The organism is Mucilaginibacter sp. P4_E8, from assembly GCF_056401495.1.
Genome location: NZ_JBFUJG010000003.1, coordinates 15,800 through 40,329 on the forward strand (window position 1 = coordinate 15,800; position 24,530 = coordinate 40,329).

At 42.4% G+C, this 24,530-nt stretch carries 19 protein-coding genes; 13 read left to right on the plus strand and 6 right to left on the minus strand.

The genetic code is table 11. The annotated features are described in order from the left end of the window. The first annotated feature begins 3 nt into the window (after positions 1-3). From AC1DRQ_RS02360 to AC1DRQ_RS02390, 7 genes are read left to right on the plus strand one after another with little or no spacing between them, the layout of a single operon-like run. Entirely contained in the window at positions 4-540 is a 537-nt protein-coding gene (locus AC1DRQ_RS02360; RefSeq protein WP_429393472.1) for a hypothetical protein, read from the plus strand. A 10-nt stretch (positions 541-550) separates the two neighbouring features. Further along, positions 551-811: an acyl carrier protein gene (locus tag AC1DRQ_RS02365; RefSeq protein WP_429393470.1), complete on the plus strand. Its 261-nt coding sequence runs from the start codon at positions 551-553 to the stop codon at positions 809-811. 2 nt (positions 812-813) lie between these two features. Next, positions 814-2,163, plus strand: coding sequence for a beta-ketoacyl-[acyl-carrier-protein] synthase family protein (locus tag AC1DRQ_RS02370; RefSeq protein ID WP_429393468.1), 1,350 nt, complete (start codon positions 814-816; stop codon positions 2,161-2,163). Between the two features lie 5 nt (positions 2,164-2,168). Further along, positions 2,169-2,981, plus strand: coding sequence for an enoyl-ACP reductase FabI (locus AC1DRQ_RS02375; RefSeq protein WP_477422016.1), 813 nt, complete (start codon positions 2,169-2,171; stop codon positions 2,979-2,981). Continuing rightward, positions 2,971-3,372, plus strand: coding sequence for a holo-ACP synthase (locus tag AC1DRQ_RS02380; protein WP_477422017.1), 402 nt, complete (start codon positions 2,971-2,973; stop codon positions 3,370-3,372). Before AC1DRQ_RS02375 ends, AC1DRQ_RS02380 begins: the two co-directional genes overlap by 11 nt. Positions 3,373-3,375: 3 nt before the next feature. After that, the gene (locus AC1DRQ_RS02385; protein ID WP_429393461.1) at positions 3,376-4,197 is read left to right on the plus strand and encodes an alpha/beta fold hydrolase; all 822 of its coding nucleotides are present in this window, start codon (positions 3,376-3,378) and stop codon (positions 4,195-4,197) included. Next, positions 4,194-4,853: a 1-acyl-sn-glycerol-3-phosphate acyltransferase gene (locus tag AC1DRQ_RS02390; RefSeq protein WP_477422018.1), complete on the plus strand. Its 660-nt coding sequence runs from the start codon at positions 4,194-4,196 to the stop codon at positions 4,851-4,853. Before AC1DRQ_RS02385 ends, AC1DRQ_RS02390 begins: the two co-directional genes overlap by 4 nt. On the opposite strand, the gene AC1DRQ_RS02395 is transcribed toward AC1DRQ_RS02390, so the two are convergent. Further along, a complete protein-coding gene (locus AC1DRQ_RS02395) occupies positions 4,854-6,338 on the minus strand; it encodes a tetratricopeptide repeat protein (RefSeq protein WP_477422019.1) in 1,485 nt (494 codons plus the stop codon). It abuts the gene before it with no gap. A 286-nt stretch (positions 6,339-6,624) separates the two neighbouring features. Here AC1DRQ_RS02395 and AC1DRQ_RS02400 point away from each other — a divergent pair, with 286 nt between their 5' ends. Further along, entirely contained in the window at positions 6,625-8,439 is a 1,815-nt protein-coding gene (locus AC1DRQ_RS02400; protein ID WP_477422020.1) for a glycoside hydrolase family 2 protein, read from the plus strand. 18 nt (positions 8,440-8,457) lie between these two features. On the opposite strand, the gene AC1DRQ_RS02405 is transcribed toward AC1DRQ_RS02400, so the two are convergent. The 4 genes from AC1DRQ_RS02405 to AC1DRQ_RS02420 all read right to left on the minus strand — a co-directional run bounded on the left by AC1DRQ_RS02405 (position 8,458) and on the right by AC1DRQ_RS02420 (position 14,663). Further along, positions 8,458-9,579 carry an alpha/beta hydrolase gene (locus tag AC1DRQ_RS02405; protein WP_477422021.1) on the minus strand — a complete coding sequence of 374 codons (1,122 nt, stop codon included), beginning with the start codon at positions 9,577-9,579 and terminating at the stop codon, positions 8,458-8,460. Positions 9,580-10,703: 1,124 nt separating this feature from the next. Beyond that, positions 10,704-11,702: a hypothetical protein gene (locus tag AC1DRQ_RS02410; RefSeq protein ID WP_477422022.1), complete on the minus strand. Its 999-nt coding sequence runs from the start codon at positions 11,700-11,702 to the stop codon at positions 10,704-10,706. Positions 11,703-11,726: 24 nt separating this feature from the next. Next, the gene (locus AC1DRQ_RS02415) at positions 11,727-12,704 is read right to left on the minus strand and encodes a FimB/Mfa2 family fimbrial subunit (protein WP_477422023.1); all 978 of its coding nucleotides are present in this window, start codon (positions 12,702-12,704) and stop codon (positions 11,727-11,729) included. A 426-nt stretch (positions 12,705-13,130) separates the two neighbouring features. Then, on the minus strand, positions 13,131-14,663 hold the full coding sequence (locus tag AC1DRQ_RS02420) for a S10 family peptidase (protein WP_477422024.1): 1,533 nt from the start codon (positions 14,661-14,663) through the stop codon (positions 13,131-13,133). 577 nt (positions 14,664-15,240) lie between these two features. Here AC1DRQ_RS02420 and AC1DRQ_RS02425 point away from each other — a divergent pair. Then, positions 15,241-17,712 carry an ABC transporter permease gene (locus AC1DRQ_RS02425; protein WP_477422025.1) on the plus strand — a complete coding sequence of 824 codons (2,472 nt, stop codon included), beginning with the start codon at positions 15,241-15,243 and terminating at the stop codon, positions 17,710-17,712. Positions 17,713-17,876: 164 nt separating this feature from the next. On the opposite strand, the gene AC1DRQ_RS02430 is transcribed toward AC1DRQ_RS02425, so the two are convergent. Then, complete coding sequence (locus tag AC1DRQ_RS02430; protein ID WP_477422026.1) at positions 17,877-18,431, minus strand: outer membrane beta-barrel protein; 555 nt, start codon at positions 18,429-18,431, stop codon at positions 17,877-17,879. A gap of 274 nt (positions 18,432-18,705) precedes the next feature. On the opposite strand from AC1DRQ_RS02430, the gene AC1DRQ_RS02435 reads away from it, so the two are divergent. From AC1DRQ_RS02435 to AC1DRQ_RS02450, 4 genes are all read left to right on the plus strand, one after another. Further along, the gene (locus AC1DRQ_RS02435) at positions 18,706-21,072 is read left to right on the plus strand and encodes an ABC transporter permease (protein ID WP_477422027.1); all 2,367 of its coding nucleotides are present in this window, start codon (positions 18,706-18,708) and stop codon (positions 21,070-21,072) included. A gap of 384 nt (positions 21,073-21,456) precedes the next feature. After that, positions 21,457-21,861 carry a BlaI/MecI/CopY family transcriptional regulator gene (locus AC1DRQ_RS02440; protein ID WP_429393438.1) on the plus strand — a complete coding sequence of 135 codons (405 nt, stop codon included), beginning with the start codon at positions 21,457-21,459 and terminating at the stop codon, positions 21,859-21,861. 11 nt (positions 21,862-21,872) lie between these two features. After that, positions 21,873-23,435, plus strand: a complete 1,563-nt coding sequence (locus AC1DRQ_RS02445; protein WP_477422028.1) for a M56 family metallopeptidase — start codon at positions 21,873-21,875, stop codon at positions 23,433-23,435. Positions 23,436-23,692: 257 nt separating this feature from the next. Further along, positions 23,693-24,499: a hypothetical protein gene (locus AC1DRQ_RS02450; protein ID WP_477422029.1), complete on the plus strand. Its 807-nt coding sequence runs from the start codon at positions 23,693-23,695 to the stop codon at positions 24,497-24,499. Positions 24,500-24,530: the final 31 nt, after the last annotated feature.

The following is a 24,530-nucleotide window of genomic DNA, read 5'->3' on the forward strand; positions in this document are numbered from 1 at the left end:
TTTATGGATAATCTCATGGGAGTTGCCCCTGAGGATGTACTGGTCCATGGCCCTAAAAAAATCTTATTAAATAAATATCATTGGCATCAGCCCGGTGTGGGAATTATTGCCAGCTATTCCCCTACAACTGTAGATGTTGAAGATCATTTTGGAATATTCAGAGGCGTTGACCAGATTGAAGCCTTTGCCCAGGCTACCATCGTATCGTGCAGCGCCTATGCAGAATGTATAAAACAACAATGTACATTTAACCACCTTAAACAAACTTTTAACCCTTTATTTGTGAGTATAGGGCAGGTTAATTTTCGGGGATATTTACAACCCGGCGATGTATTTATCAGTATGGGTTTAATCACATTTTATAAATTCAGACAAATGACCTGCGATGGAAGAATTTACAAAGTACCGAAGGGATTAGATGTTGATAACTACTTTGGTAATTATACAAAAGAAAAACTGCTTAAGTATGATTTAGAAGATGGGTTTACTTTAATAGCAGAACTATTTGATGTTACAGGACGAGGAATAAAAAAACAATAATTATAACCTAATGGAAAGACAAGAAATAACTACGGGCCTGATAGAAATATTAAGAACAGTCAGAACAATAGATCCGTCTAAACTGGATAATGTTACGGAAGATACTGATTTTATAGCCGACTTGAACACCCCGTCGACGGAAATGATAAACATAGCTGCCAAAGCCGAACAGAAGTTTGATGTAGAATTTGAGGATGACGACATCGATGACCTTGGCTCAAAAGTTAAGGATATTGTTGATTTGATCATAAAAACCAAGCAAAAAGTTTAATTATGAACATCGAGGGAAGGCGCGTGGCCATAGTAGGCATGGGAGGGGCTTTCCCTAACTGTAAGGATCTGAATGATTTTAAGGCAAAACTATTTAAAGGTGAAAGCCTTGTACGGGATTGGGACCTGGCGCTTGCCCATGGAAAAAATATCCGTTCAACAGTATCTGGTTTTATTACCGAAGAAGAAATGGGTCTGGAAGCTATTTACTCAACTCTTGCAGAAAATTATCCGGAAACCTATATTGATACGCTGGGCAGGATACCCGACGGCAACCTGGCTACGGCCGATGTTGGGAGTATCTGGGCTATGCTTGGAGCACAGGAGGCCATAAAAATGGCTGGCTGGACAAAACCTGAAACTGAATCTGAGCAAACAGGGGTAGTTATTGGTTCCGGAGGTGCGGGGCACGTCATTTTAAGGACCGCCTGGCATAATTTTTTTGAACTTAAACGCAAAACCCGTATCGCAGGTTCGCATACGGTTGACAGGGCCATGGTTTACCGGGATGCCGCCAATGTATCCTGCTTAATCAAAAACAGAGGTGTTTGCGAATCTATTGGTTCGGCATGTGCAACCGGGTTAGGTAATATCGGCTATGCTTATCGCCTTATTAAATTCGGTATTCAGGATCGTGTAATAGCAGGCGGGGTTGAGGGTACCTCGTTAGAAACGTTTATTGGTTTTGATGCCATGCAGGTATTAAGTAAGGGGTTTAAAGCTGGTGAAAGTTCCCGGCCATTCGATACCAGCAGGAATGGGTTTGTTTGCTCATTTGGCTGCGGCATTGTTGCCCTGGAAGAATATGAAGCGGCTAAAGCAAGGGGCGCGCAGGTATTAGCGGTAATTGACAATTACCATAACAACTCTGATGGTGCCGGCAATATGTTTTTCCCATCCTTTTCCGGCCAAAAAAGATTATGGAAGGGTTTATTTGGCGATAGTGCCATTAAAGCTGATGTTGTAAAAGTTCATGGCACTTCGACCCCGGTTGGTGATGCCATTGAATTGCTAAGCGTGGTTGATGTGATGGGCGAAGATGGTTACCAGATTGCCGCACCAAAATCGCAGTTTGGCCATATGCTGGGCGCTGCCGGCGCTGTTGAACTGATAGCATCTATATTTATGCTGCAAAACCAACAGGTGTTGCCCTGTTTAAATTCGGAAAGATTAAACCCCGAACTGGAATCATTTCAAAAAACACTGGAATGGGATGGCCCGGATAAACCGCTGGACGCTTACCGGCATTTAATATCTCCGCAAACACTGGCTAAAGAAGTTAACCGGATAGTTTGTTTGAACTATGGTTTTGGCGGCACAAACAGTGCCATGTCCATCTCCAGGAACAATTAAAGCCCATGATAGATAATAAGAATAAAGTAGCGGTTATTTTCGGGGTGAGGAATGATAGCTCCATTGCGTATGATATTGCCGTAAAGCTGCATAACTCAGGTTGTAAAATTGCATTGAGCTATGTTGACGATACTAAGGTAAATGTTTTGCATTTGCTTGATGAGTTAGGCGTACCGCAACATTTTGCTATGGAAGTGGACGTAAGAAATGAAGAGCAGATAACCAGATTTATGCAGTGGGTATATACGGAATTGGGCGCCATCGATTATGTTTTACATGGTGTTGCATTTGGAAACCAGCAGGTCATGTGCTACAGTTTACCGGGCAGCAATGCACCTGCACCAAAGTATATTGATATTCCGTTTGAAGACCTCATGGATTCCTTTAATATCAGCGCCTACTCGCTACTGAGGATTGCCAGGGTTGCAGAGCCTTTGCTGGCTCATAATGCATCCGTATTAACGCTTACTTACAATGCCTCGCAAAGAGTGTTTCCTGGTTATGCGGGAATGTCTGTTAACAAGGCGGCACTTGAAAATATCGTAGTTTATCTGGCCGATTATTTTAGAAATAAGCAGATCCGGGTAAATGCTATATCTGCAGGCCTGGTCATGACTACTTCGGCAGGTGGTATAAACGGTGTGCGCAAGCTCAGGAAACTCAGTAAAGCTACAGCTCCGCTTGGAAATATTGATGCTGGGGACGTCGGCAACGCTGCCTTGTATTATTTTTCAGACCTTTCAAAAAAAGTTACCGGAAACATACATTTTGTTGATGGCGGGTTTAACATTATGGCGATAGCAGCTGATGGAGAATGATATTTTAAGATCGATAAACAGCTTAACTATTGACAAAAAATTTGCAATTGGCAATGATCTTGTTTTTATTCCTGATTTTGAAGCTTCATTAACCCCACTGTTTAAAAATAAAGTTTACACCCCCAATGAGATCGCTTATTGTGATCTTTTTGATGATTCCCTGCTGCGCTATGCATCAACCTGGGCGGCAAAGGAAGCTGTATATAAAGCTATTAAACAGCTTGCCCCGGCAGCTATTGGCTGGAAAAAAATCGAGATCATCAGGAAAAAAATTGGAGGCCAGCCTCAGGTTATCTTTCACCAACAACCGTCTGATACATTTAACATCAGTATCACTATATCACATGATGGGCAATATGCCTGGGCTATTGCTATTGTCCAAAACCTTTAACTTATGACCAGCCATTACTTCGACCACACTTTCGTAAGGTTACATTATTATAAGTTTGGTACAGGTGCTGATAATATGTTATGTTTTCATGGTTTTGGGATGCATGGCAAACAATTTAAATTAATGACTGAAACCTTTGGCGATAAATTTACGTTTTGGGGGTTTGACCTGTTTTTTCATAAAGAGACCTGGTTAAAAGATCAAAGCTTAGCCACAGTAAAAAAGGGTTTGCAAAAAAAGGAGTTTGCCAACCTCATTAAGGATTTTTGCAAACATGAACAGATTGGGCGTTTTTCGGTAATTGGCTATTCCATGGGTTCTCATTATGCCACAACAGTAGTTGAGGAGCTGCCTGATAGGGTTAATGAATATATTGTAGCTGCGCCTTCGTCTATTAATCCGGGCGCTTTGATCCGCTATTTCGGCAAAAATAAAACAGGAAATAAACTGCTTGAAAAATTAATGCTGAGCAAAAAGGCTATGATCAATTTAATAAGTTTATGCGAATGGTGTAAATTTATTGATGCAGCCGGGAGGGACATTTTACATAACGAAATAGGTACGGCCGAGTTAAGGTTTGCTTTATATGCCTGCTTTACTTATTTACGTCATTTAGAAACTAATGAACAGCAATTAATCAATATGCTCGAAAAGCATAACATCAGGAGTATATTTATTTTTGGCAAATATGATAAAATGTATTTACCCGCTATTGGTAAAGTATTTTTTACCAGGTTGAAACAGGCAGAAGTTATAATTTTAGAGGAGAACCACGAAATGATCAATAAAAATTTTGTTTCAACATTAGCAGAGCTGTTGTTATGATCATAAAATCAAAACCATTACATCCGTTTTTTTTTAAATGCGGGGCCATCATCATTGGCCTAATCTTCAAGAGGCGTTTTAATAAAATAGTTATTAAGGATATTGATATCAACCCTGGCCATTCCTACCTGCTCATGTGTAACCACTTTAGTTTTCTTGATGGATTTTTGGCCTTTTATTTATGTAACCGGGTAATGTGGGGGCCGAACAGTATGAAACGCCTTTATATTATGTCATTAAAGAAGCAAATGCAAAAAAATAAATGGTTGAGGTATTGCGGCAGCTTTTCCATAGATCCGGGGAAGCGCTCCATTAGAGAGAGCTTTGAGTATGCAGCCGAAATTTTACGTGAACCAGGTAATTTGCTGCTTTTTTATCCGCAGGGGCAACTGGAAAGCAATCATATCAGGCGCATACAATTTGAAGATGGTTTAAACGAGATCATGGCGCTTACTCATGGCAAATGCCAGTTAATATGGAGCAGTAATATATTCGAATATTTTGAAAGCAGTAAACCTTCGGTGTATTTTGACATGTTAGATTGCGGGACCGGCGAGGATTTTGTTTTTGAATCAGTAAAACAAAAAATAAACGCTCACCACAAAAATGCATTGGATAAACATGTTCGCTTTACCCGAGAAAAAGAAGTTGCATAACTAATCCGCCTTGATTCGTTTCAGACCTTCTTTGGCCTGTGTATCAATGCTGTTTTGATACGCATGATCTTTCATCCGGAGCGTCATATTAAAATAATCACCGGCTTTTTTGTAATCCTTTTTTTGCTCATATAGTTCGCCTGAATATAATGCCGAGTTGGCGGCATAATAATAACTTTCGTTTTTACCTATATTAATGGCTTTCTGATAGTTTGTTAATGCCTCATTATAGGCATTCATTTTATCATAAGTTCTGCCCAATCTGTAAAAGAACTCTATTTTGTCCCGAATGATTTTAAAATCATTGGCTTGTTTAGATTTAAGTATCGCAAGCGCGTTATTGTAATAACCTCCGTCAAAATACAGCCTGGCTTTTAACAGGTCTAAATCCGGTTTAACATCATTTGCTTCTTTTAAAGCTTGTTTATCTTTTTCATCGGTCGCGGCCCCTCTGGTACGAACTAAGTTTAAATAATTATTGTAATTGACCTGGTCGTTTTTTAAATAATAATAATAAGCCAGCTTTTGATAGGAGTCTTTAATGTAGTTTATACCCTGGGTTTCTTTTATATACTTTAATAAATAAGTGTTGGCATCCGAATCCATACGGCATAATTTTGCGTTACCTAACCAATAATTTACAGCTGGCAAAGAAATATATTCAGCTGAGCGCGGAACATTTAAAAAAAAGTTGATCGCTTCATCATTATGGCCTGTTTTATACGCTACATATCCCTTTAAATAGCTTTTTAACAGGCTTTTTTCATCCATATCATTTACTAATGAAATAAGACGTCCGTAATTGTTTCTGCTATGCAACACATCTATATCTGTAAAACACATTAAAAAAATAATTTCATCTTTATAATAACTATACTTAGTTCCGGCTATTTGAACCCTGAATTTTTCCATTTGATTAAAGCCCCTGGAAATGTCACCCTTAATTCCAAGGAAACTGGCAATACCCTTCAAGTTAGCTGGAATAGCCCCGAATATTAAATCAATGACACCTAAGCTTTTTTGGTTCGGTAAAAAGTCTTTAAATTTTTCATTGTTTTCTGCTAACAGATTTTTGGCTTTGTTTAAATCCATCGTTGAAGAGGTATAATCTCCAAATTTGGCTTTTATTAACCCCCATTGCAGGTATATTTCTGCTTGTGAAAAGAGATAATATGGTGAATTTTTATCATTGTCTTTTATTTCATCGATCCTGTCAGATTTTCGATCCTTAAATTTTTCGTAATCACTTTTATTATCTGAATTTAACAGATAGAGGAAATCGATGTAATTATCTAAAAGAATAGTAATGCCATTGTTGGCGTTTCTGCTCTTTTCTTCCTGTATGATCTTTTTAGCTTCCGGGAATCTTAATTCAAAAATAGCTTTATAAGCAGCTGTTGCATTTTGGTTCATGATGAAGCTGGCTTGCACAGGTAACTGAAAACCAAAAAAGATGAAAACAAGCAAAAAATATTTTAAGAACATTTTTCAAAGTTATCATTTGAATTATATTGATAATACGATCTGCGTGTTTTTCTTTTTGGAGTTCTGTATCCGTTTTTTTCAGGCGGAGCATAAACTACAGGTAGATTCCCCACGTTAGTCTGAATTTGAAGTTCCGGACTTCAACAAACAACGGATTTACAATCGCGCCTAAAGCATAAAAGCCTCAAGTAGAAAGACTTGAGGCTTTTATGTTTGATGATCAGCGTCGATGCTCAGATAAATTTATTTTAATAAGTTTGGGTTTCCTTCCAATAAACCAATGATCATGAGTAAAAGCCGGATTCGCATAGTACTGTTTCTACTAATACTTCTCACTAATTGTTCCTGTTTATTTGCCCAGGGGCCTGCCTTACTTACACCGTGGACAAAAGCAGCCTCGGGTGCCGAGGTTCCTTTACCCGAATATCCAAGACCACAATTGCAACGCAGCGACTGGATGTGTCTGAATGGTAAATGGGATTATCGGGGAGGAAAAAATATTGCCAGCGCGCTCGGCCCGGAAAAACCCGTCTCTTTTGAAAGTAAATCCGAACAAATACGCGTTCCGTATTGCCCGGAATCTGTGTTATCCGGCATTCAGCGTAAGCAGGAGATCAATATGTGGTACCGCCGTAGTTTTGTAATTCCTTCCGGTTGGCAAAACAAACAGATCGTTATTCATTTTGAGGCTGTGGCCCATCATGCAACCTTATTTGTGAACGGACATAAAGCGGGCAGCCACGCCGGTAGTTATGATGCCTTCAGTTTTGACATAACGCCTTATTTAACCAACGGGGAAAATACATTGGTAGTTGCGGTTCAGGATCTGAATGACGGCCGCGTGCCATCAGGTAAAAGCGGCCCCCGCGGTGATTATACGTTCTGTTCGGGGATATGGCAAACCGTATGGTTAGAACCGGTAAACAAAATGTACATTGAGAACATCCGTTTACTGCCCGACCTGGCCAATAATCGTTTAAAAGTGTTGGTAAACACTAAAGGCGAAGGAAAAGTAATTGCGACAGCCCTTGATGGAAACAATGTGGTTTCGCAGGCAAAATCAGCAAATGGCACCTACTTTTATCTGCCCATTAAAACGCCAAAACTTTGGTCGCCGGATGATCCTTTTTTATATGACCTGACCATCAGCCTGGAAGATGCTCATGGCCATGTTACCGATAAGATAAAAAGCTATTTCGGCATGCGTGATATTAAATTGGGCAAGGTTAATGGCGTTACAAGGCCCTTGATCAATGGTAGATTCATCATGCAGCTTGGGCTGCTTGACCAGGGTTACTGGCCTGACGGCATACTGACTGCCCCAACAGAAGAGGCACTCAAATTTGATATTCAGTTCACCAAAAACGCCGGATACAACCTGATCAGAAAGCATATGAAAACCGAGCCGCAGCGGTTTTACTACTGGGCTGATAAACTGGGATTATTGGTTTGGCAGGATATGCCGGCGATATGGTATCAAAATGAAGATACCACCAAAACAAGAACCGAATTCAGGAAAGAGCTAAAAACACTTATTGACGAGCATTATAACGCTCCATCCATTATTACCTGGGTGCCTTTTAATGAAAACTGGGGTGCTTTTGATGTTAAGAATATAACCAATTGGGTTAAACAATACGATCCTTCAAGACTGGTGAACGGCAATTCCGGTTTTAACAATAACCCCAATTATCAGAAACCCTATGGCGACCCGGGAAATGGGGATTATGTCGATACCCATATTTATGTTGGTCCGTATGGCGCCTCGGTGCCCGACGAATACCGCGCAGCATCATTGGGCGAGTTTGGCGGCGTAGGTTTGTTTGTGCGCGATCATATGTGGCCTGTAGCCAATAATGCGTATGACTATGAACCCACCAAAGCCAGGCTGACGGATAGGTATGTGTTTTTGCTGGATCAAGTGGAACAACTCATGAAGTACAAAGGCCTGAGTGTGGCCATCTACACGCAAACAACCGATGTAGAACATGAAATTAATGGTGTACTTACATATGACAGGGCTGTGGAAAAAATGGAAATAGAAAGGGTTAAAGCGGTCAATGAAGCGGTTATTAAAGAAAGTTATAAATTGATGCCTTAATTTTCTCACAAATATTCGTCATTGCGCAACCTTCGCCGGGTGATAATCTTTCCAAAGCCACTCCAGCGCTTCGGGAAGTGTTTGCTTTTTTACTTGATAGTCAACGTGCCGGGCGTTGCGGGCAAAAACAAACTGGTATGGATAGCTTTTAGCGGCAAGTACTTTGGCCATATTTTCATTTGCAACCACCCAATCATGCATGTCATCGCGCATGACGTTTGGATTAAAAAGGTCCTGGTCGCCCACCTCCATCCAGATTCGCAATGGTTTTTTTGGGCTTTTCTGCATCATGTGCTCATGAAATTCCCAGGCGCCGTGTGGTATTTTGGGGTTGTAGGGCCATTGTTGGTTGATATAAGTACCGGAATAGGTGAGCACACGGTGATACCATTCCGGGTGATACCAGGCCATGATCAGGGCGCATGATCCGCCCGAACTGCCACCCATGGCAGCGCGACCGGCAGGATCTTTGGTTAGTTTCACCTGGCAATGCCTTTCCACCAGCGGCAGTATTTCATTTTCAACAAATTCTGCATATACGCCGCTCATCGTATCATATTCCAGACCACGTTCGCTGCCCTGGGCATCGCCGCTGCCGTTCCCGATAGAGATGGCGACCATCGCTGGTACTTTACCTTGGGCAATCAGGTTGTCTAATACCGTGAAAAGCAAATTGTCTGGCCCGTCGGCACCCACTATGAACGGCGCTGCGGTGCCGGCGACATACTGTTTTGGCACATACACGGCCACCTGACGGGTGTAGGGAGCCGGATGGCTTGTAGTGACGATTAATTTAGCCGGGTTTGCCGGATCTGCCGTGCCAAATGTATTGGGTTCCCGGGCAATGCCGGGGTAAATTTTGCTGTCCTTCGAATCCATGGTAAAGCGAATTATGGTCCCCTGCGGTACGTTAGCCTGTACGATTGATTCCGGTGCAGGATGATGTGTAGGGCCTATAATAAAATTCCCACTGGAGTCGGGTGAAGGAATGGCGCCATCCGGTAATTCCTTTGCTGATACATAGCCGGGTGTATGCGGGTCGCGGATTGGTATCTGGGCGATGGCCGGGTTTATGCTCCATATCAGGCAACACAACATACCAAACACTATGGCACGATTAATTATTTTGGTTAACTTCATTGATATTGTTTTAAGGGAGGCGAACCTTATGCCTGCGTTTAAATTTAGGGCTTATCATTGTGGCATCAAAATTTTTTGGGTTAATTTGAGGGCTATTGCTGTGGAATAATCGTACGGGGGCGGATCGGGGCTGGGTCGTCCCTGGAACGCGGTGAGCAGTACGCCCAAGCGCAATCTTTGCCCTGCCTGGTAAAGATGCCCGCGATCGGATTCTTTTTGATAACTATCAATTTTAATATTATTTGATATTGTTATACGTAAGCGGTTTGAGGTCCCAGCTACAGCAGCCACCTGCCTTAAAGCATAGGCCAGTTGAATACTGAATCAATGTATGAATAGGTCAACAGTATTGTCGAAGGCCAAAATCCAATGCGATGCCCATTTATAAGTTATTAACGGTTCACCTCAGCTTTTCATCCCATCAGACATGCTTCAATAAAACAGAGCTCAATTGCAATTATCCATATAAATCATGTCGTATCGGCCGTTTTTTTTATCAAATAATATCCAGGAGATCGCTTATTCTTTCTTGGATCAGATCTGTTTCGGAAGTAAAAAAATGTGATGTTTTGACTATGCCGTCGTAAATATACCTGAAACGGTGTCCTAACAAGATCAACGTGATATCCATACCCGCGTCTCTTGTGTGTTGTCTGATGATGAACTTACATTTAATAATTTGACCATTACTTTTTCTCGTGAACACTATGGAATTGGAAGTGGTGTGCAACCTCTCAAAAGAGATATCAAAAAATTTGTTAGTAATTTTGTGAGTTTGTAAATACTCGATGTACAGTTGGGTGTAAGTTAACTCTCCGGACATTCAAATACGCTTGGTTTCCCTGTTTAATTTTTTGCTTCTTTCCCTTGTAACAGAAATAAGAAGACACGGGTTGGTAAATAACGTTAAAATTGCGTGAACAACATTAAAGGCTGCAAAGGTGATTTTGCAGCCTTTCTCCATCGATCACATTAACGCTTCTTATTTAAACACGCCGATTGTTCAAGGCCGGTTAGTACTTCATCTACAACGATGTAATTTACCTTCCTATGCATAAAAATCAAAGTGAGCAGCTCTCTTTATAATTATCTCTCTTAAACATATATCGTTGTATATGAGTGTTTTAAAAAGATATATTGTTGGTTGCTGAATCCCATACGGGGTTAACGCTTATATTGAAGCCATTGCCTGCCAGTAGACCGGATCCGCCAAATAACCTTCCCGTTACCGTTGTTTGATGACCGATTTGTACAGCAACATTATTAACAATTACGTCAGCAATGGCGTCTCCTGAATAATTGCCGGGAAACCCATCCAATCCAGCTGCTAAGCGTGGTTGCAAAGTATTAGATGCAAACATTCTGATGGAATACGGTTTATCGGCGTTGAAAACGTACATACATAATTTCATGTTTTTTACACCTGTTGTAACCGGAACGTCAGGTTGCGTGTATATAGTCGTTCGGCCATTGGCATTTAGAGGCCCTCCGGACGCTGTACTAAAAATGATAGGTTGGCCAGAGGTAGGATCATCCGTAAATGTCATGCCTATGAACTGCACATTTGAAGGAATAGCATCTTCGATATTTACAATAATTTTTGCGACGACCCTATTGAGCTGAATATTTTGGCTAATGCCATCTTCTCCAACTATAATGCTTTCCTTTTGGAAAAAAGTATCTTGTACTTGCGCGGCTTGTCCATACGTAAAATTATCATTCGTGAATGTTCCATTACCGGTAAGGGTAAGTCCTGTTTTACCGGCCGTGAAGGCGGCAGTATAGTTACCAGGAGCCAGCGTAACTGATACCCGACCAAAAGAGGTATCTGAAGCTAATTGCTTCGCTGCAAAAACACGATTTCCATCAGCTCCGTAAATGTTTATATAGATAACATCTACGGCAGCCTGGAGTGCCGAATCGGGCGCAGAGAATGTAGTATTTACCTTTAATTTACCCGACCTTATAGCAGCCGTGTTAAATATGCCTGTTGATTGTGCAAAGCCTATACTAAAGCTTACGCGGCTTGACTTTCCGGAGGTGTTTATTTTGTTATTGTTGTCTTTTTTACAAGCGAACAGCATAAGCATAATAGCTAACATACTGAATGTATATTTTCTCATTTGACCTGTTAATTAGTTATGAAATTAATAATGTATTGTTGTCGGGACGCCCCATTCTGAATTTGTTGAGATGCTTAGACCATTACCGGAACTTCCATTTGAAAAACTGCCCGTAAGTATAGTTCGTTTATTTACCTGGCAGCTAACATTATTAGCGGCATGCGCTGAGATGATCTTGTTCGAGCTATCATAGGCTGTAAGCGTTATGTTGAATGGAACAGTAGTATTTAGTATTATTTGAGAAAACTTAAAGTTTGCTGTTCCTTTAACAGAATCAGGCACTACAAAGCTCGTGGTAAGTGAATCGGTTCCAACAGGTTGGGCGCTGCCTATGTTGTATTCAAAAAATTCATTTCGGATAAGCATATCTACCCGGGCAGCGTTCTGAGGTATTACGCTATTAAAATTCACTTCCAGTTTGCCAACTACACGTTCAAGAGTAATTGGTTGATCGATAGGTGCGTTAGTCACAATCAGTTGGAATTTCTTGTAAAAAGTATCATACCATACGCCCTCATTGTTCGCTCCGTTGTGGCTTGTTTTGGGAGAATAAGAATAAAGATAACCATCGGCAAGCTGAAGGTTTTGTTTGTGAAAGTCAGTATGCTGGTCGTCCTGGGGGCCAACGGCCAATTTAAGTTGATTTTGCCCTGCGTCTGCTACAACAGTATAAGTTCCTGCTGTTAACGAATCCGAAATAATCCCGTAGTTGGATACGCCCGGTACCTGCTCCAGCTTTCTTATTAATTTACCTTGATTATCAAAAATACATAAATGAAGTACCGTAGCATACGACTCCATATTAGTTGTTGATGAATCAACCCGCAAGCCGTTGACCTGGGTTTTGCCATTAATAGCATTCGAAATGCTTTGTTTAAAATTAGAGACACTGAAAGTGACCTTGTAGTTTTTTTGAACAGGCTTCACTTCATTTGATTTCTCCATTTTACAGGAAAAAAGAAAAAAGAAAGCCATCGTCATGAAAAGTAGAGCTGTTTTCATTTGATAGAATTTTAATTGTTTATTATTCGGTTCAATAACACTGCATTCTTATAAATGCAATCAAAAAAACTTTATTATAATATTTAATAAAATATATATTTTTCAAATGTATAAAATAACAACTAACTAAATCATTAAAATACAGCAAACTAAATCGTGTAATTACAATGTTACACCAACTTATAAAAAAAATAAAGCAACTTATTTCTTTATAATTAATATAAAATAATACTATTAATTATAACAAAGATGCAAATCAGCATGTTGCGAGATTATTTAAAAAAGATAAAGTTTTAGTTAAAAAGAAATGTGCTTACTAAGCAAATGTTTACTCATAACGAAGCAGCGCGGAGGGGTTTGAATCCAGGCATTACACCAGGAAACGGGCTGATCCTTTATTTCAGGACTATATTGCGTTCTTATACTTTAATACTTGGCCGGATCTCCTGGTTTAGGTATTGATTCCAATATAAACTTCCTGAGATCTGCTGTAGCTGATACCCGTGCATCTTTCTGCATGTAAATCATATGCCCGCTTTTATAGCAGACCCATTTAATGCGGTTTTTTAGCTTGCCGCCCGGGTCCAGCTGCCCAAGGGTGTACCTGACGTCAAAATAATCACATGAACCGTCATAATACCCCGATTGGGCAAGTACATGCAGATGCGGGTTTTCGGCAATGGCTTGCCGCAGGTTTTCGCCGGTATGATCATTGTCATAATTCCAAACGGTTACATAGCCCGACATAACGTATTTAAGGTCAGTTTTGTAATTCAGATCATTCCTTAAATAGCTGTTAATTGCCGGCGTAAAAGCATTTGACCAAGCAGCAGTTTCGGCGGGGTAATCGGCGGTAGAGCCACCCGCTTGTCTGTCAATTCCTTTGTAGCGCGAGTCGAGCCTGCCTATGGTATAACCCTTATCGCGCAGCAGTGCTTTTTGAAACAGGTCGCGGTGAATATCCAGGTTATACTCCAAGACCAGTTTTTTCGGAAGACCACTATATCGCGCAATTTTTTCGGCCATTTCATCTTTTTTAGCATCATCTATAAAGCCCCCCTTGCTAAGTGCCGGCATTAATTGGTTGGTGGTAAAGTCTTCCACTTCTGGTAGCAGGGCCATTAAATCTTTCTGCTGAAGATCAGGCGCGAGCATATGATGGTACCAGGCCGCAGCCGCAAAATAGGGAAGGGGTAAGGCTGCTGCTAACGGTCCGCTGCGGTCAATGCCAAGGTCGGTTGGCGACACCAGTATAACACCATTGAGATAAACTCCGTGAGTGTTTTGAAGCTCCAGTGCCAAGCCGGATACCCGATTAGTACCCGAGCTTTCACCGATCAGGAACTTGGGCGAAACCCACCTGTTCTTGCGTGTTATAAAAGTATTGATCCATTCAGCCAGGTATTTCACATCTTCATTTACCCCGAAGAATTTTGACCCAGGCGTGCTCTTATCTACGATCCTGGAATACCCCGTATTTACCGGGTCGACATATACGATATCAGCGACATCCAAAATGGAGTTCCTATTTTCGCTGACACCATAAGGTTGTATAGGATATCCTTCATCGTCGACATTGACCAGCTGCGGGCCGGTGTAACCGATCTGCATCCAGCAAGAGGGCGACCCAGGACCGCCATTAAAAGAAATTACCAGAGGGCGGCTTGATTTATCTTTTACACCATCGCGTTCATAATAGGTGTAAAAGACCCCGGCAACGGGGCGTCCGTCTTCATCCCAAACAGGGATACTGCCTGCTGTAGCCGTGTAGGTTATTATCTTGCCACTGATGGTAACCTGATGTTTGGTAACAACGGAAGAATCAATTTGCAGCAAACGACTCTTTGTAACGGGGTTCATGTTTTTAGTGGCTATATCCGCATCCGGAGCCGTTGCCTGGCCAAATGCAGTATTCGTACAATAGATAAGAACGAGGACAAAAATTAAAGATTTATTCATGCGGGCGGTTAAATAACCTTGCAAAATAAATTAATATTCAGCATCCATGCCGCAACTAAGCGTGTTTTTTTATTATATTACCCCGTTCTGACGAACGCCTCTTTCATGTGCTTCGCTGGACAAGTTTGTTCTCCTCTTATTAAATTGCGGATCCACTAAAAGGATAAATCGCCATGCCTTCGACCTTCAGGAACGGCAGCACGATACACGAATAAAGCATTTTATCCGTTTTCTAAACCGCGTCCGGTTTCTGCTGTAATTCTTCTATCCGTTTAGAGGCTTCGGCCAATCTACCCGGCCTATTATACATAATCGTACAATGATTGTAACGAAACCGAACAGTATGCTATAATAATTTTATATAATAAATTGATAATAAGAAATATACAACGCTGGCACTAGATTAGATGCGTTCTCATGTGTCGTTTTAAATATCATTCATCACATGGTAAGAATGAAGTTTTATGCCAACCCTTCCGGCAAAAAAATAAAATTTAAAGCTGCCCATCAGGTATTAACATCAAATTATTTTTAACCGTTAAAACCCCTTCCGAAAGGGAGATCAGGAGGTGCTATTATGTTTAAAAATTATTTCAAAACGGCTGTTAGAACCCTTACCAGGAATAAGCTTTACACGACGCTAAATATTGCAGGTCTTACGTTCGGCCTAAGTTGTTTTCTGCTGATAGGTCTTTATCTCTTTGATGAATTCACTTTTGACCATCAGCATAGCAAAGCTGACAGAATTTACAGGATAGTTGGACATAAAAACGTGAATGGCGAATCAACAACGATTGCGGGTGCTGGTTATCAGCTTGCAGAAGAGTCGAAAACAAAAATTCCCGGCGTTGAAAATACAACCCGCATCGTAAGGACCGGAAGATCAAATATTCTCAATCCTGAAAATCCATCTAATTTTTTTCAGGAAACCGTTACCATTGCCGATGAAAATTTGCTGCAAATTTTTGACTTCCCCTTAATCGCCGGTAACAAACAAACTGCATTGACGGAACCTAATTCGATTATCATTACACAGGAGCTCGCCATGCGGCTGTTTGACAAAACAGAGGTACTCGGCAAAACATTGCAGTTTGATTTTATGCCCTCTCCTCTAAAAATTACCGGTGTTTTAAAAGATCATCCGCGCAATTCAACCTTTGATTTCAGCTCCGTGATTTCAGAACCAACTTTTAGCAACAGGCCCTCTTTTAAACAACGTGTAGCCAGTGACTGGTTATCGGATAGTTTTTCTGTATATACATTATTAAAACCCAATACCAGCGCGGGTTTCGTCGCAGCACAAATGGAGAAAATGGTGCGCGCTAATTTTACTGTACCAGCGGGTACAGCATTTTCTTTTAGTTTGCAGCCATTAAAAGATATCCACCTTAACTCTGAAAATATTATTGACGGTGCAAGAAATGGTAATGTAGATGCTATTGCTCAGGGAAGCCTGCTGTACATCAAGATATTTACATTCATTGCTTTTTTTGTTCTGCTAATCGCCGGCATCAATTACATGAATCTTACTACGGCAAGAGCTTCGAGTCGCTTAAAAGAAATTGGTGTGCGTAAAACGATAGGCGCACTCCAAAACAATTTAATGAAGCAATTTTTATTTGAATCGTTGCTCGTGACATCCGGCTCATTTTTGTTATCGGTAATTGTTGTTAACCTTGTGCTGCCTGCCTTTAATCAATTTACCAATAAAGAACTTTCACTTGGTTTCTCTTCTGATTATCGCATCTGGATTTATGCTATCCTTTTCGCCATACTCACCGGTTTGTTATCTGGTAGCTATCCTGCATTATTGCTTTCCCGCTTTAAGCCCGTTTTATTGCTGAACGGCTTTAAGGTTCAAAATAAAAGTGCTTTATCATTAAGAAAGGGATTGGTTGTTTTTCAGTTTACTATTTCGGTGGTAATGATCATTGCAACCATCGTTCTGTTTCTGCAGGTAAAATATTTGAACAGTACCGACCTTGGATTTAATAAAAATCTTTTGGTTGTCATTGACGTGAATACGGAAAAGGCAAGAGCAAATTTTGAAACCGTAAAAACTGAGATGGCTAAAATTTCTGCTGTGCAAGATGTGTCAGTTACCTCAAGAGTTCCGGGCGAATGGAAAACCTTTCGTACGGTTAAGATTCAAAATTCCGGTAGTACTAACGAGTCAAAGGTTGCCTACATGTTTGGTGCGGATAAAGATTTTTTAAAAACGTATGAAATCAAATTATTAAAAGGAAGGAATTTTGATGCACCGGCAGATTCATCAGCTATCATCGTGAATGAAACAGCAGCAAAGCTGTTAGGTATAATAGAACCTGCCGGACAGATCGTTGAGATTCCTGGAATGTCGGAAAATGGCGACGGAAGCTTTACGTCGCTGAACGATAACAATATACCTTTTGAGCCAAGAGTGATCGGAATAGTGAAGGATTTCCATTTTCAAACATTACATGCCAAAATTGAGCCGTTAATACTTGGCTACAATACAAATCCTGTGCAGCGTATTGACTATTATACCGCTAGAATAGCTGCTTCAAATATCAAAGGTACATTAGATAAACTGAAGGATGTGATGGTAAAGAATGATAAAAATGATCCTTTCGAATATCACTTTTTGAACGACCAACTTGCACGATTTTACATTGAAGATGGGCGTCGGCAAATAATTTTAATATGGGTATCACTCGCGACCATTTTCATTGCGTGCCTGGGTTTATTTGGTTTGGCAACTTTTTCCGCTGAACAAAGAACAAAAGAAATTGGGATACGAAAGGTAATGGGGGCAACTGTTTTCAATCTGACATCATTGTTATCCAAAGACTTTTTGAAACTTGTCCTGATGGCTAATGGCATTGCTTTTCCTATAGCTTGGTGGGCAATAAGCAAATGGTTGCAGCAATATGCTTATCATATTAATATACAGTGGTGGTTTTTTGCCGCAGCCGGAGTATCAGCTTGTATAATTGCATTGTTAACCATTTCTTACCAGTCAATAAGGGCGGCAATCGCCAATCCGGTGAAGAGTTTGAGAACGGAATAAAGGTTTGTCATCTTATTATGTCTTTCTAAAGGCAGGTTAAATTCGATTAGAAGCTTAAATATTCAAAGGTGAATTACCATATGATTAGGCGGGAACAAAGTACTACCTGCATGAAAAAGCCCGGGCATTTGCGCCCAGGCTTGTCTACATGTTAAAGCGTCTGATTAGAAACGGTATGCCAAACGCAGACTTGCCTGATTAAGGGCTCCACTGTTTGACCAGCTTTCAAATCTCGCCCCAACTTCTATTCCGTTGCCAAAGGTATAGCCTACACCAGGCGACCACGCAAATGAAGTTTTATAGTTGGGGCTTTTGGCAGCAATTGCCACACCAGCCTGGCCTTCCACAAAAAAGCCGTGGCTAACGTAATACTTGATACCCACCTTAACGGGTATGAAACTGGCACCCGAACTATTATTGCCGTCAGCCTTGAGAAACTCCTTTTCGAAACTGGTATATGGCAGGTAGGTATACCCCGCTGATATGGTAAACATGGTGTTGGTGGCAATAGGCAACTCATATTTGGCCGATGCCCCCCACACGCCTGTGGAATTTCCACGGACATGGTTCAAAGTAACTCCCCCGTCCAATCCGAAACTAAATCTGGCATGATCTGCCGGAGCCGATGATGTAGTAGTGGTGCTGGTTGATACTGACTGAGCAAAACTGTACCATACTGTACCGCATACTACGGCAAGCGTAAATAGGATCTTTTTCATAATAAAGTGTGTAAAGTTAAATTTGACAGCTCGGCAGGGTACCGCTGCATTGGCTGCTTGACAACACAGACGCATATTTTTTTGAGATATTATTTCAATCTTCCATATTTAACACTTGTTAACACCCTGTAAAGCTCGATACCAGGCGTTTACCATAAGCTTCACTGCCTGTCTGAATCTTTTCACACAGTTACCACAAGCTTTCGTTTTTTTTTAAAAAAGCTGCAACTTATTCCCTGATATCGGCGTCTTATAGTTATCAAAGCCTGATCATATGCTCAAAAATTACTTAAAGATCACCTGGCGTAACCTTTTGCGTCAAAAAACATTCTCTCTAATCAATATTCTGGGATTGACTATCGGCATGGCAAGTGCTGCGCTGATCTTGTTGTGGATCCAGAACGAGCTCAGCTTTGACCAGTTCCATGAAAAGAGGGAACGGCTTTATTCTGTTTATAACCGGTCGAAATTTGACGGGAAATTATGGAGCTGGGAAACCACGCCCAAAATTATGGGCAGGGTGATGAAAGAAGAATTGCCGCAACTGGAAAAAGTAGCCAGGGTTACCGATGCCAGTTTTTTGTTTACTATTGGCGACAAGCACCTGACCGCGGCGGGCGACTTCACCGACCCTGACTTTCTTTCCATGTTCAGTTTTCCGTTGATCAGCGGAGACCAGAAGACCGCGTTGAGCGACCTGCATAACATCGTGATCACTGAAAAATTTTCCAAAAAACTTTTTGGTCAGGAAAATGCGATGGGCMAAACGGTTAAAATAGACAGCAATGCCTATTTCAAAGTGACGGGCGTGATGAAAGATCTGCCAAATAATACACGTTTTGATTTTGAATACCTGGTTCCATGGTCGTACCTAAAAAAGATCGGTCAGGATGATGAATACTGGGGTAATAACTCCATTCAAACCTTTGTGCTTTTAAAACCGGGTGTAACGGAAGCACATGCCGATGCTGCCGTGCTGAACTTTACTAAAAACCATTCCGATACTAAGGATATTCAGCAGTTTTTGCACCCGGCAGATAAATGGCACCTGTATTCGCATTTTGAGGATGGAAAAATAGTGGGCGGGAAAATTGAACGGGTTAGGGTATTCTCGCTGATCGCTGTGCTGATCCTTGTCATAGCCTGTATTAATTTTATGAATTTAAGTACGGCCAGGAGTGAGAAACGCGCAAGGGAGGTGGGTATCCGTAAAACGGTAGGCGCACTGCGGGGCTCGTTGATCTGGCAGTTTTTAGGAGAATCTGTTTTGATCGCCGCTATCGCCGGTCTTTTCGCCGTGTTCATCGTGCAGATCAGTATGTCGGGTTTCAACCAGCTTACCCAAAAGCAGTTATATGTACCCTACGGCAATCCGTATTTTTGGCTGATCGCACTTGGCTTTATTGTAGTCACTGGTGTCATTTCAGGAAGCTACCCGGCATTGTACCTATCTTCTTTTAAGCCTGTAGCCGTATTGAAAGGTACTTTTAAAGCAGCAAATGCTTTGGTTACGCCACGTAAATTACTGGTGGTCATTCAGTTTACTTTTGCGGTGGTGCTGATCATTTGTACCATCATTATCCGCCAGCAGTTACAATATGCCCAGGACAGGGATATCGGTTACAGGAAAGATAACCTGATTTATACTTTCATGTCCGGCGATATCACGAAGCACTATCCATCCATCAGAAACGAATTGCTTTCGAGCGGTGCTGCAACTTCTGTGTCCAAAACGAATTCGCCCATAACCCAGCGATATAGCGACAGCTGGGGCTTCAACTGGCCTGGCTCATTGCCCAAGAACAAGGTCGACTTTATTATTTACAGTTCTGACGGGAGCCTGGTTAAAACCATGGGACTTAAGCTCGTAGCCGGCAGGGACATTGACCCTGTTAATTATCCGACGGATTCAACCGCTATGCTGGTTAATGAAGCTTCGGTTAAAATCATGAATCTTAAAGCCCCCGTTGGTCAGTCGATTACCCAGGGAGAGGGCAAAGACATGAAGACCTGGCATATTGTCGGCGTAATAAAGGATTTTATTATCAGCTCACCTTACGAACCGGTACAGCACATGCTGATTGAAGGGCCAAGCTCATGGTTCAACATTATCCATTACAAGCTCAATAACGCCAATTCCACGAAAGAAAACCTGCGCCGTGCCGAAGCCGTATTTAAGAAATATAACCCGGATTACCCGTTTGAGTATAGTTTTGTCGATCAGGAGTATGCCAAAAAGTTTGGCGACGAACAAAGGATCGGGACGCTGGCCAGCCTGTTTGCCGGGTTGACGATCGTCATATCCTGTCTGGGACTCTTTGGTCTGGCCGCTTACATGGCGCAGAACCGTATTAAAGAAATTGGTATAAGAAAGGTACTCGGCGCGTCGGTAGCCAGCGTGACCAACCTGCTTTCCAGGGATTTTCTGAAGCTGGTCGTGATCTCATTTTGCATCGCGGCACCAATCGCCTGGTATTTGATGTATCAATGGTTAAAGGGATACAGTTACCGGATTACCATCAATATCTGGGTATTTGTGATCGCTGCTGCGCTAACATTGGTGATATCTGTTTTGACAGTAAGCTACCAGGCCATTAAAGCAGCGTTAACAAACCCGGTGGAAAGTCTGAAAGGCGAATAGAACATCAAACGACGAGTCTGGGTATCTACGCTCCAGCAGACCGGTGTGCTGCCGGTGGGTTGCGGCGATTGTGAATGACTGATCAATTGGATCGTGCGCCCTGGGTTGGTCGCTCTAAGTGTGCTTTGGCGTTGTTGTAATAAGCGATATAAAGGGCTTAATCACGGCGGTTATTCTGCTTTGATTTGCGCGAAAGCATAAGACGTGAACAGCGCATAGCGTCTGTTTTTGAAGGAGAGCGACTGCTTAATCTGAAACGCTGGCACATAGCCGAAGTCATAAAATAAATGCTATCTGTTTAAGCCAGTCGCCGTAAAGCTAAATTTTTCTATAAAAAACTACATGGCTATTGCAACGTACGTTTTTAATACATACCTTTGATTTATGAGTTTATTTAAAAAAGATATTCCTACTGATGTAACGCCCACCAAAACCGAAATGGATGTTTTGCAGGTGTTATGGCAGTATGGCCCGTCGACAGTGAGGTTTGTGCATGATAAGCTTAATGAGCAAAAGGAGGCGGTAATTTACACCAGCACTTTGAAGCTAATGCAGGTGATGAAAGAAAAGGGGATGCTTGAACGCGATGAAACCCATATGAAACACGTTTACCGTGCCGCCCTTGTTGAAAGCAAAGTGAAAGGGAGTATGCTTGGGCGGTTTGTTGATTCGATGTATAACGGTTCGCCGAGCGATTTAATGGTAGCCCTGCTGGGCAATGACAAAACATCTGCGGAAGAACTCCAAAAAATAAAGGCGCTGCTCAAAAATATGGACGATAATCATTAAAACTTACAGCTATGTACCTGCTCCTGAACGCCAATGCCATTTCCCACAGCCTGATACAGGCTTTTAGCTGGATGCTGATCCATTCCCTATGGCAGGGTTTGTTGCTGGCCCTTAGCAGCGCGGTGGTGATGCTGCTTACCAAAAAAGCGAGCGCGGCGGTAAGGTACAACCTGGTGCTTGTACAGTTTTTATTATTTGCAGGCGCTTGCCTGTTCACTTTTGCCTGGGAATGGAATAAGCCGTCGCAGCAAAGCATGCTGCAGTTTGACCATAGTATAGGCGACGGGGCATCAGCTTTATTAAGCCTGAATGCGGATGGGATACGGGCTTTTGCAGCTACCTGTATCGGTTATTTTACGGCCAATGCGCCGATGGTTGTGCTGTTATGGTTTGTTTTTTTTCTGTTCCGGTCGGTACGGATGATGCGCGGGCTCCTGTTTATCCGTGTCGCTAAACACAGGCAGGTATCCGAGCCGGTTAACTATTGGAAAAACCGGGTTGAAGTGCTTGGTGACAAGCTGCGGTTAAAGCAGGCTGTCCGGCTGCTGGAATCAGGCTACGTAAAAATGCCGATGGTTATCGGGCACTTGAAACCAGTGATCCTGATTCCGGCGGGCTTACTGGCCGGGTTGCCGCCCGAACAGGTGGAGGCCATATTGCTGCATGAACTGGCTCACATCCGCAGACATGATTATGGTGTTAACTTTTTACAAACCATTGCCGAAACGGTATTTTTCTTTAATCCCGGTTTATTGTGGATCTCTGCCTTGCTCCGTGATGAGCGGGAAAACTGCTGCGATGATGTTGCCCTTGCCCAAACAAAAAATAAGCGGGCGTTTATACAGGCGCTCGTCAGCTTTAAAGAGCATTCGCTCTACGGCGCAAATTACGCGGTTGCCTTCCCGGGCAAAAAGAACCAGCTGCTGCATCGGGTGAGCCGCATCCTGGGTAATCAAAACAAAACGGTAACCACTGGCGAGAAGGTGTTTTTGTTCAGTGGTGTGGTTATCCTTTCGGCTATTATTGCCACCACAGCCATAGCGCAGATCACGAAAGTCAATTATCCGGTAAGACGTAACACTCAGGTATATAAAAAGGAGCTGCGTGCGGCCCTGCCCATTGGTACCCAAAGGGCGGACATGGTAAAACAAGCCCATAAACCAAAGCGTTCAAAACCCCCATATACCGGCGATATACAGCATCCCGCTCTTCCAAGCGAAAATGTGGTTAGGACTTATGCCGAACTCGTTGCTCAGCAGGAGCAGGCCAACGGCGACCTATTAGCGGCGAAGCAAAAAGCCGAACGTGAAAATCGGCAGATCTTAGCTGATCAAGCGGAGTTTGACCGGGAGCAGCAGCAGGCCCGCCGTGACCAGGAGCAAGCTAAGCGCGACCAGGAACATGCGAAAATAGACCAGCAGCAGGCTATGCGTGATCAGGCGCAGGCGCGGCTTGACCAGGAGCAATCCGAAAGAGACCAGGCACAGGCCCTGCGTGATCAGGCGCAGGCCAGGCGTGACCAGTTACAGGTGGAACAAGCAGCTAAACCCAAAACCAACGTAAGCGTACAGTAAATGAATCAACACCAGGCTTTGTCAGGGCTGGCAGCGCTGCCAGCAAACGGAGTTGTGCATTTTTAAATTTAAGATAACCGGAATTTTAAGAAACTGCTTCGGGCGGGGTGACATGGTATTGCCGTTTATTTAGCAGGAAAATTTTACATAACCTGAAAGGGGGAGCATTGAACCAACGAAAAGGGAAATAATAAGCACCAACAAAACAAATGAATACCAGGCATCACAGCCTTCAACAAAATTTAAATCAGCAGAAAATGAAAACCAATTATTTAAAAAGCGGTATGCTGTTGCTTGCCGCCTTAACATTAACAACCGCAGCAAACGCGCAGAAACCGGCAAAAAAAACAGCCTATGCATCGTACAGTAATGACGACTCCCAGGATGGTAAGGGGCGCGAAAAAATCCAGACTTACCGGCAAGGTAAAACCTACCAGATGGAATTGTTAAACAATAAACTGACAGCCTTGACAGTTGACGGTAAAATGATACCCTCAGCCCAATGGGGCCAGTACAGTACGGTTATTGCGGCTATCCGCGAGCAGATCAGGAAAGACAGGATACAGGCCTGTAAAGATCAGGCACAGGCTAAGCTCGACCAGGAACAAGCCGGCAGGGATCAGCAGCAGGCCAAACGCGACCAGGAACAGGCGGCACGTGACCAGGCGCATGCTAAAGTTGAACAGGAGGAGGCCCAACGTGACCAGGACCAGGCCAAGCGCGACCAGGAGCAGGCATCCCGCGACCAGCAGCAAGCCAAAAAAGATCAGGAACAAGCCCGCTTAGACCAGATCCAGGCCGGGAAAGATCAGGAACAGGCCGCAGAAGATCAGCGGGTATTAAAACAGCTGACCAGCGATTTAGTAGCAGATCATATCATACCCAATGAAGAAGCGCTGCATGATCTTTCCTTTAATGCCGAAGAATTGATCGTAAACGGTAAAAAGCAGCCCGACAATGTGTTTAAAAAATACAGTGGAAAATATAAACGATTTGCAAAGGGAAATACCTCCTATGAGAACGGCCAAAAGCAGTTTAACGGTCTGCATATTCACCGGAATTAACGGAACTTTCTTGGTCGAATTACCATACAAA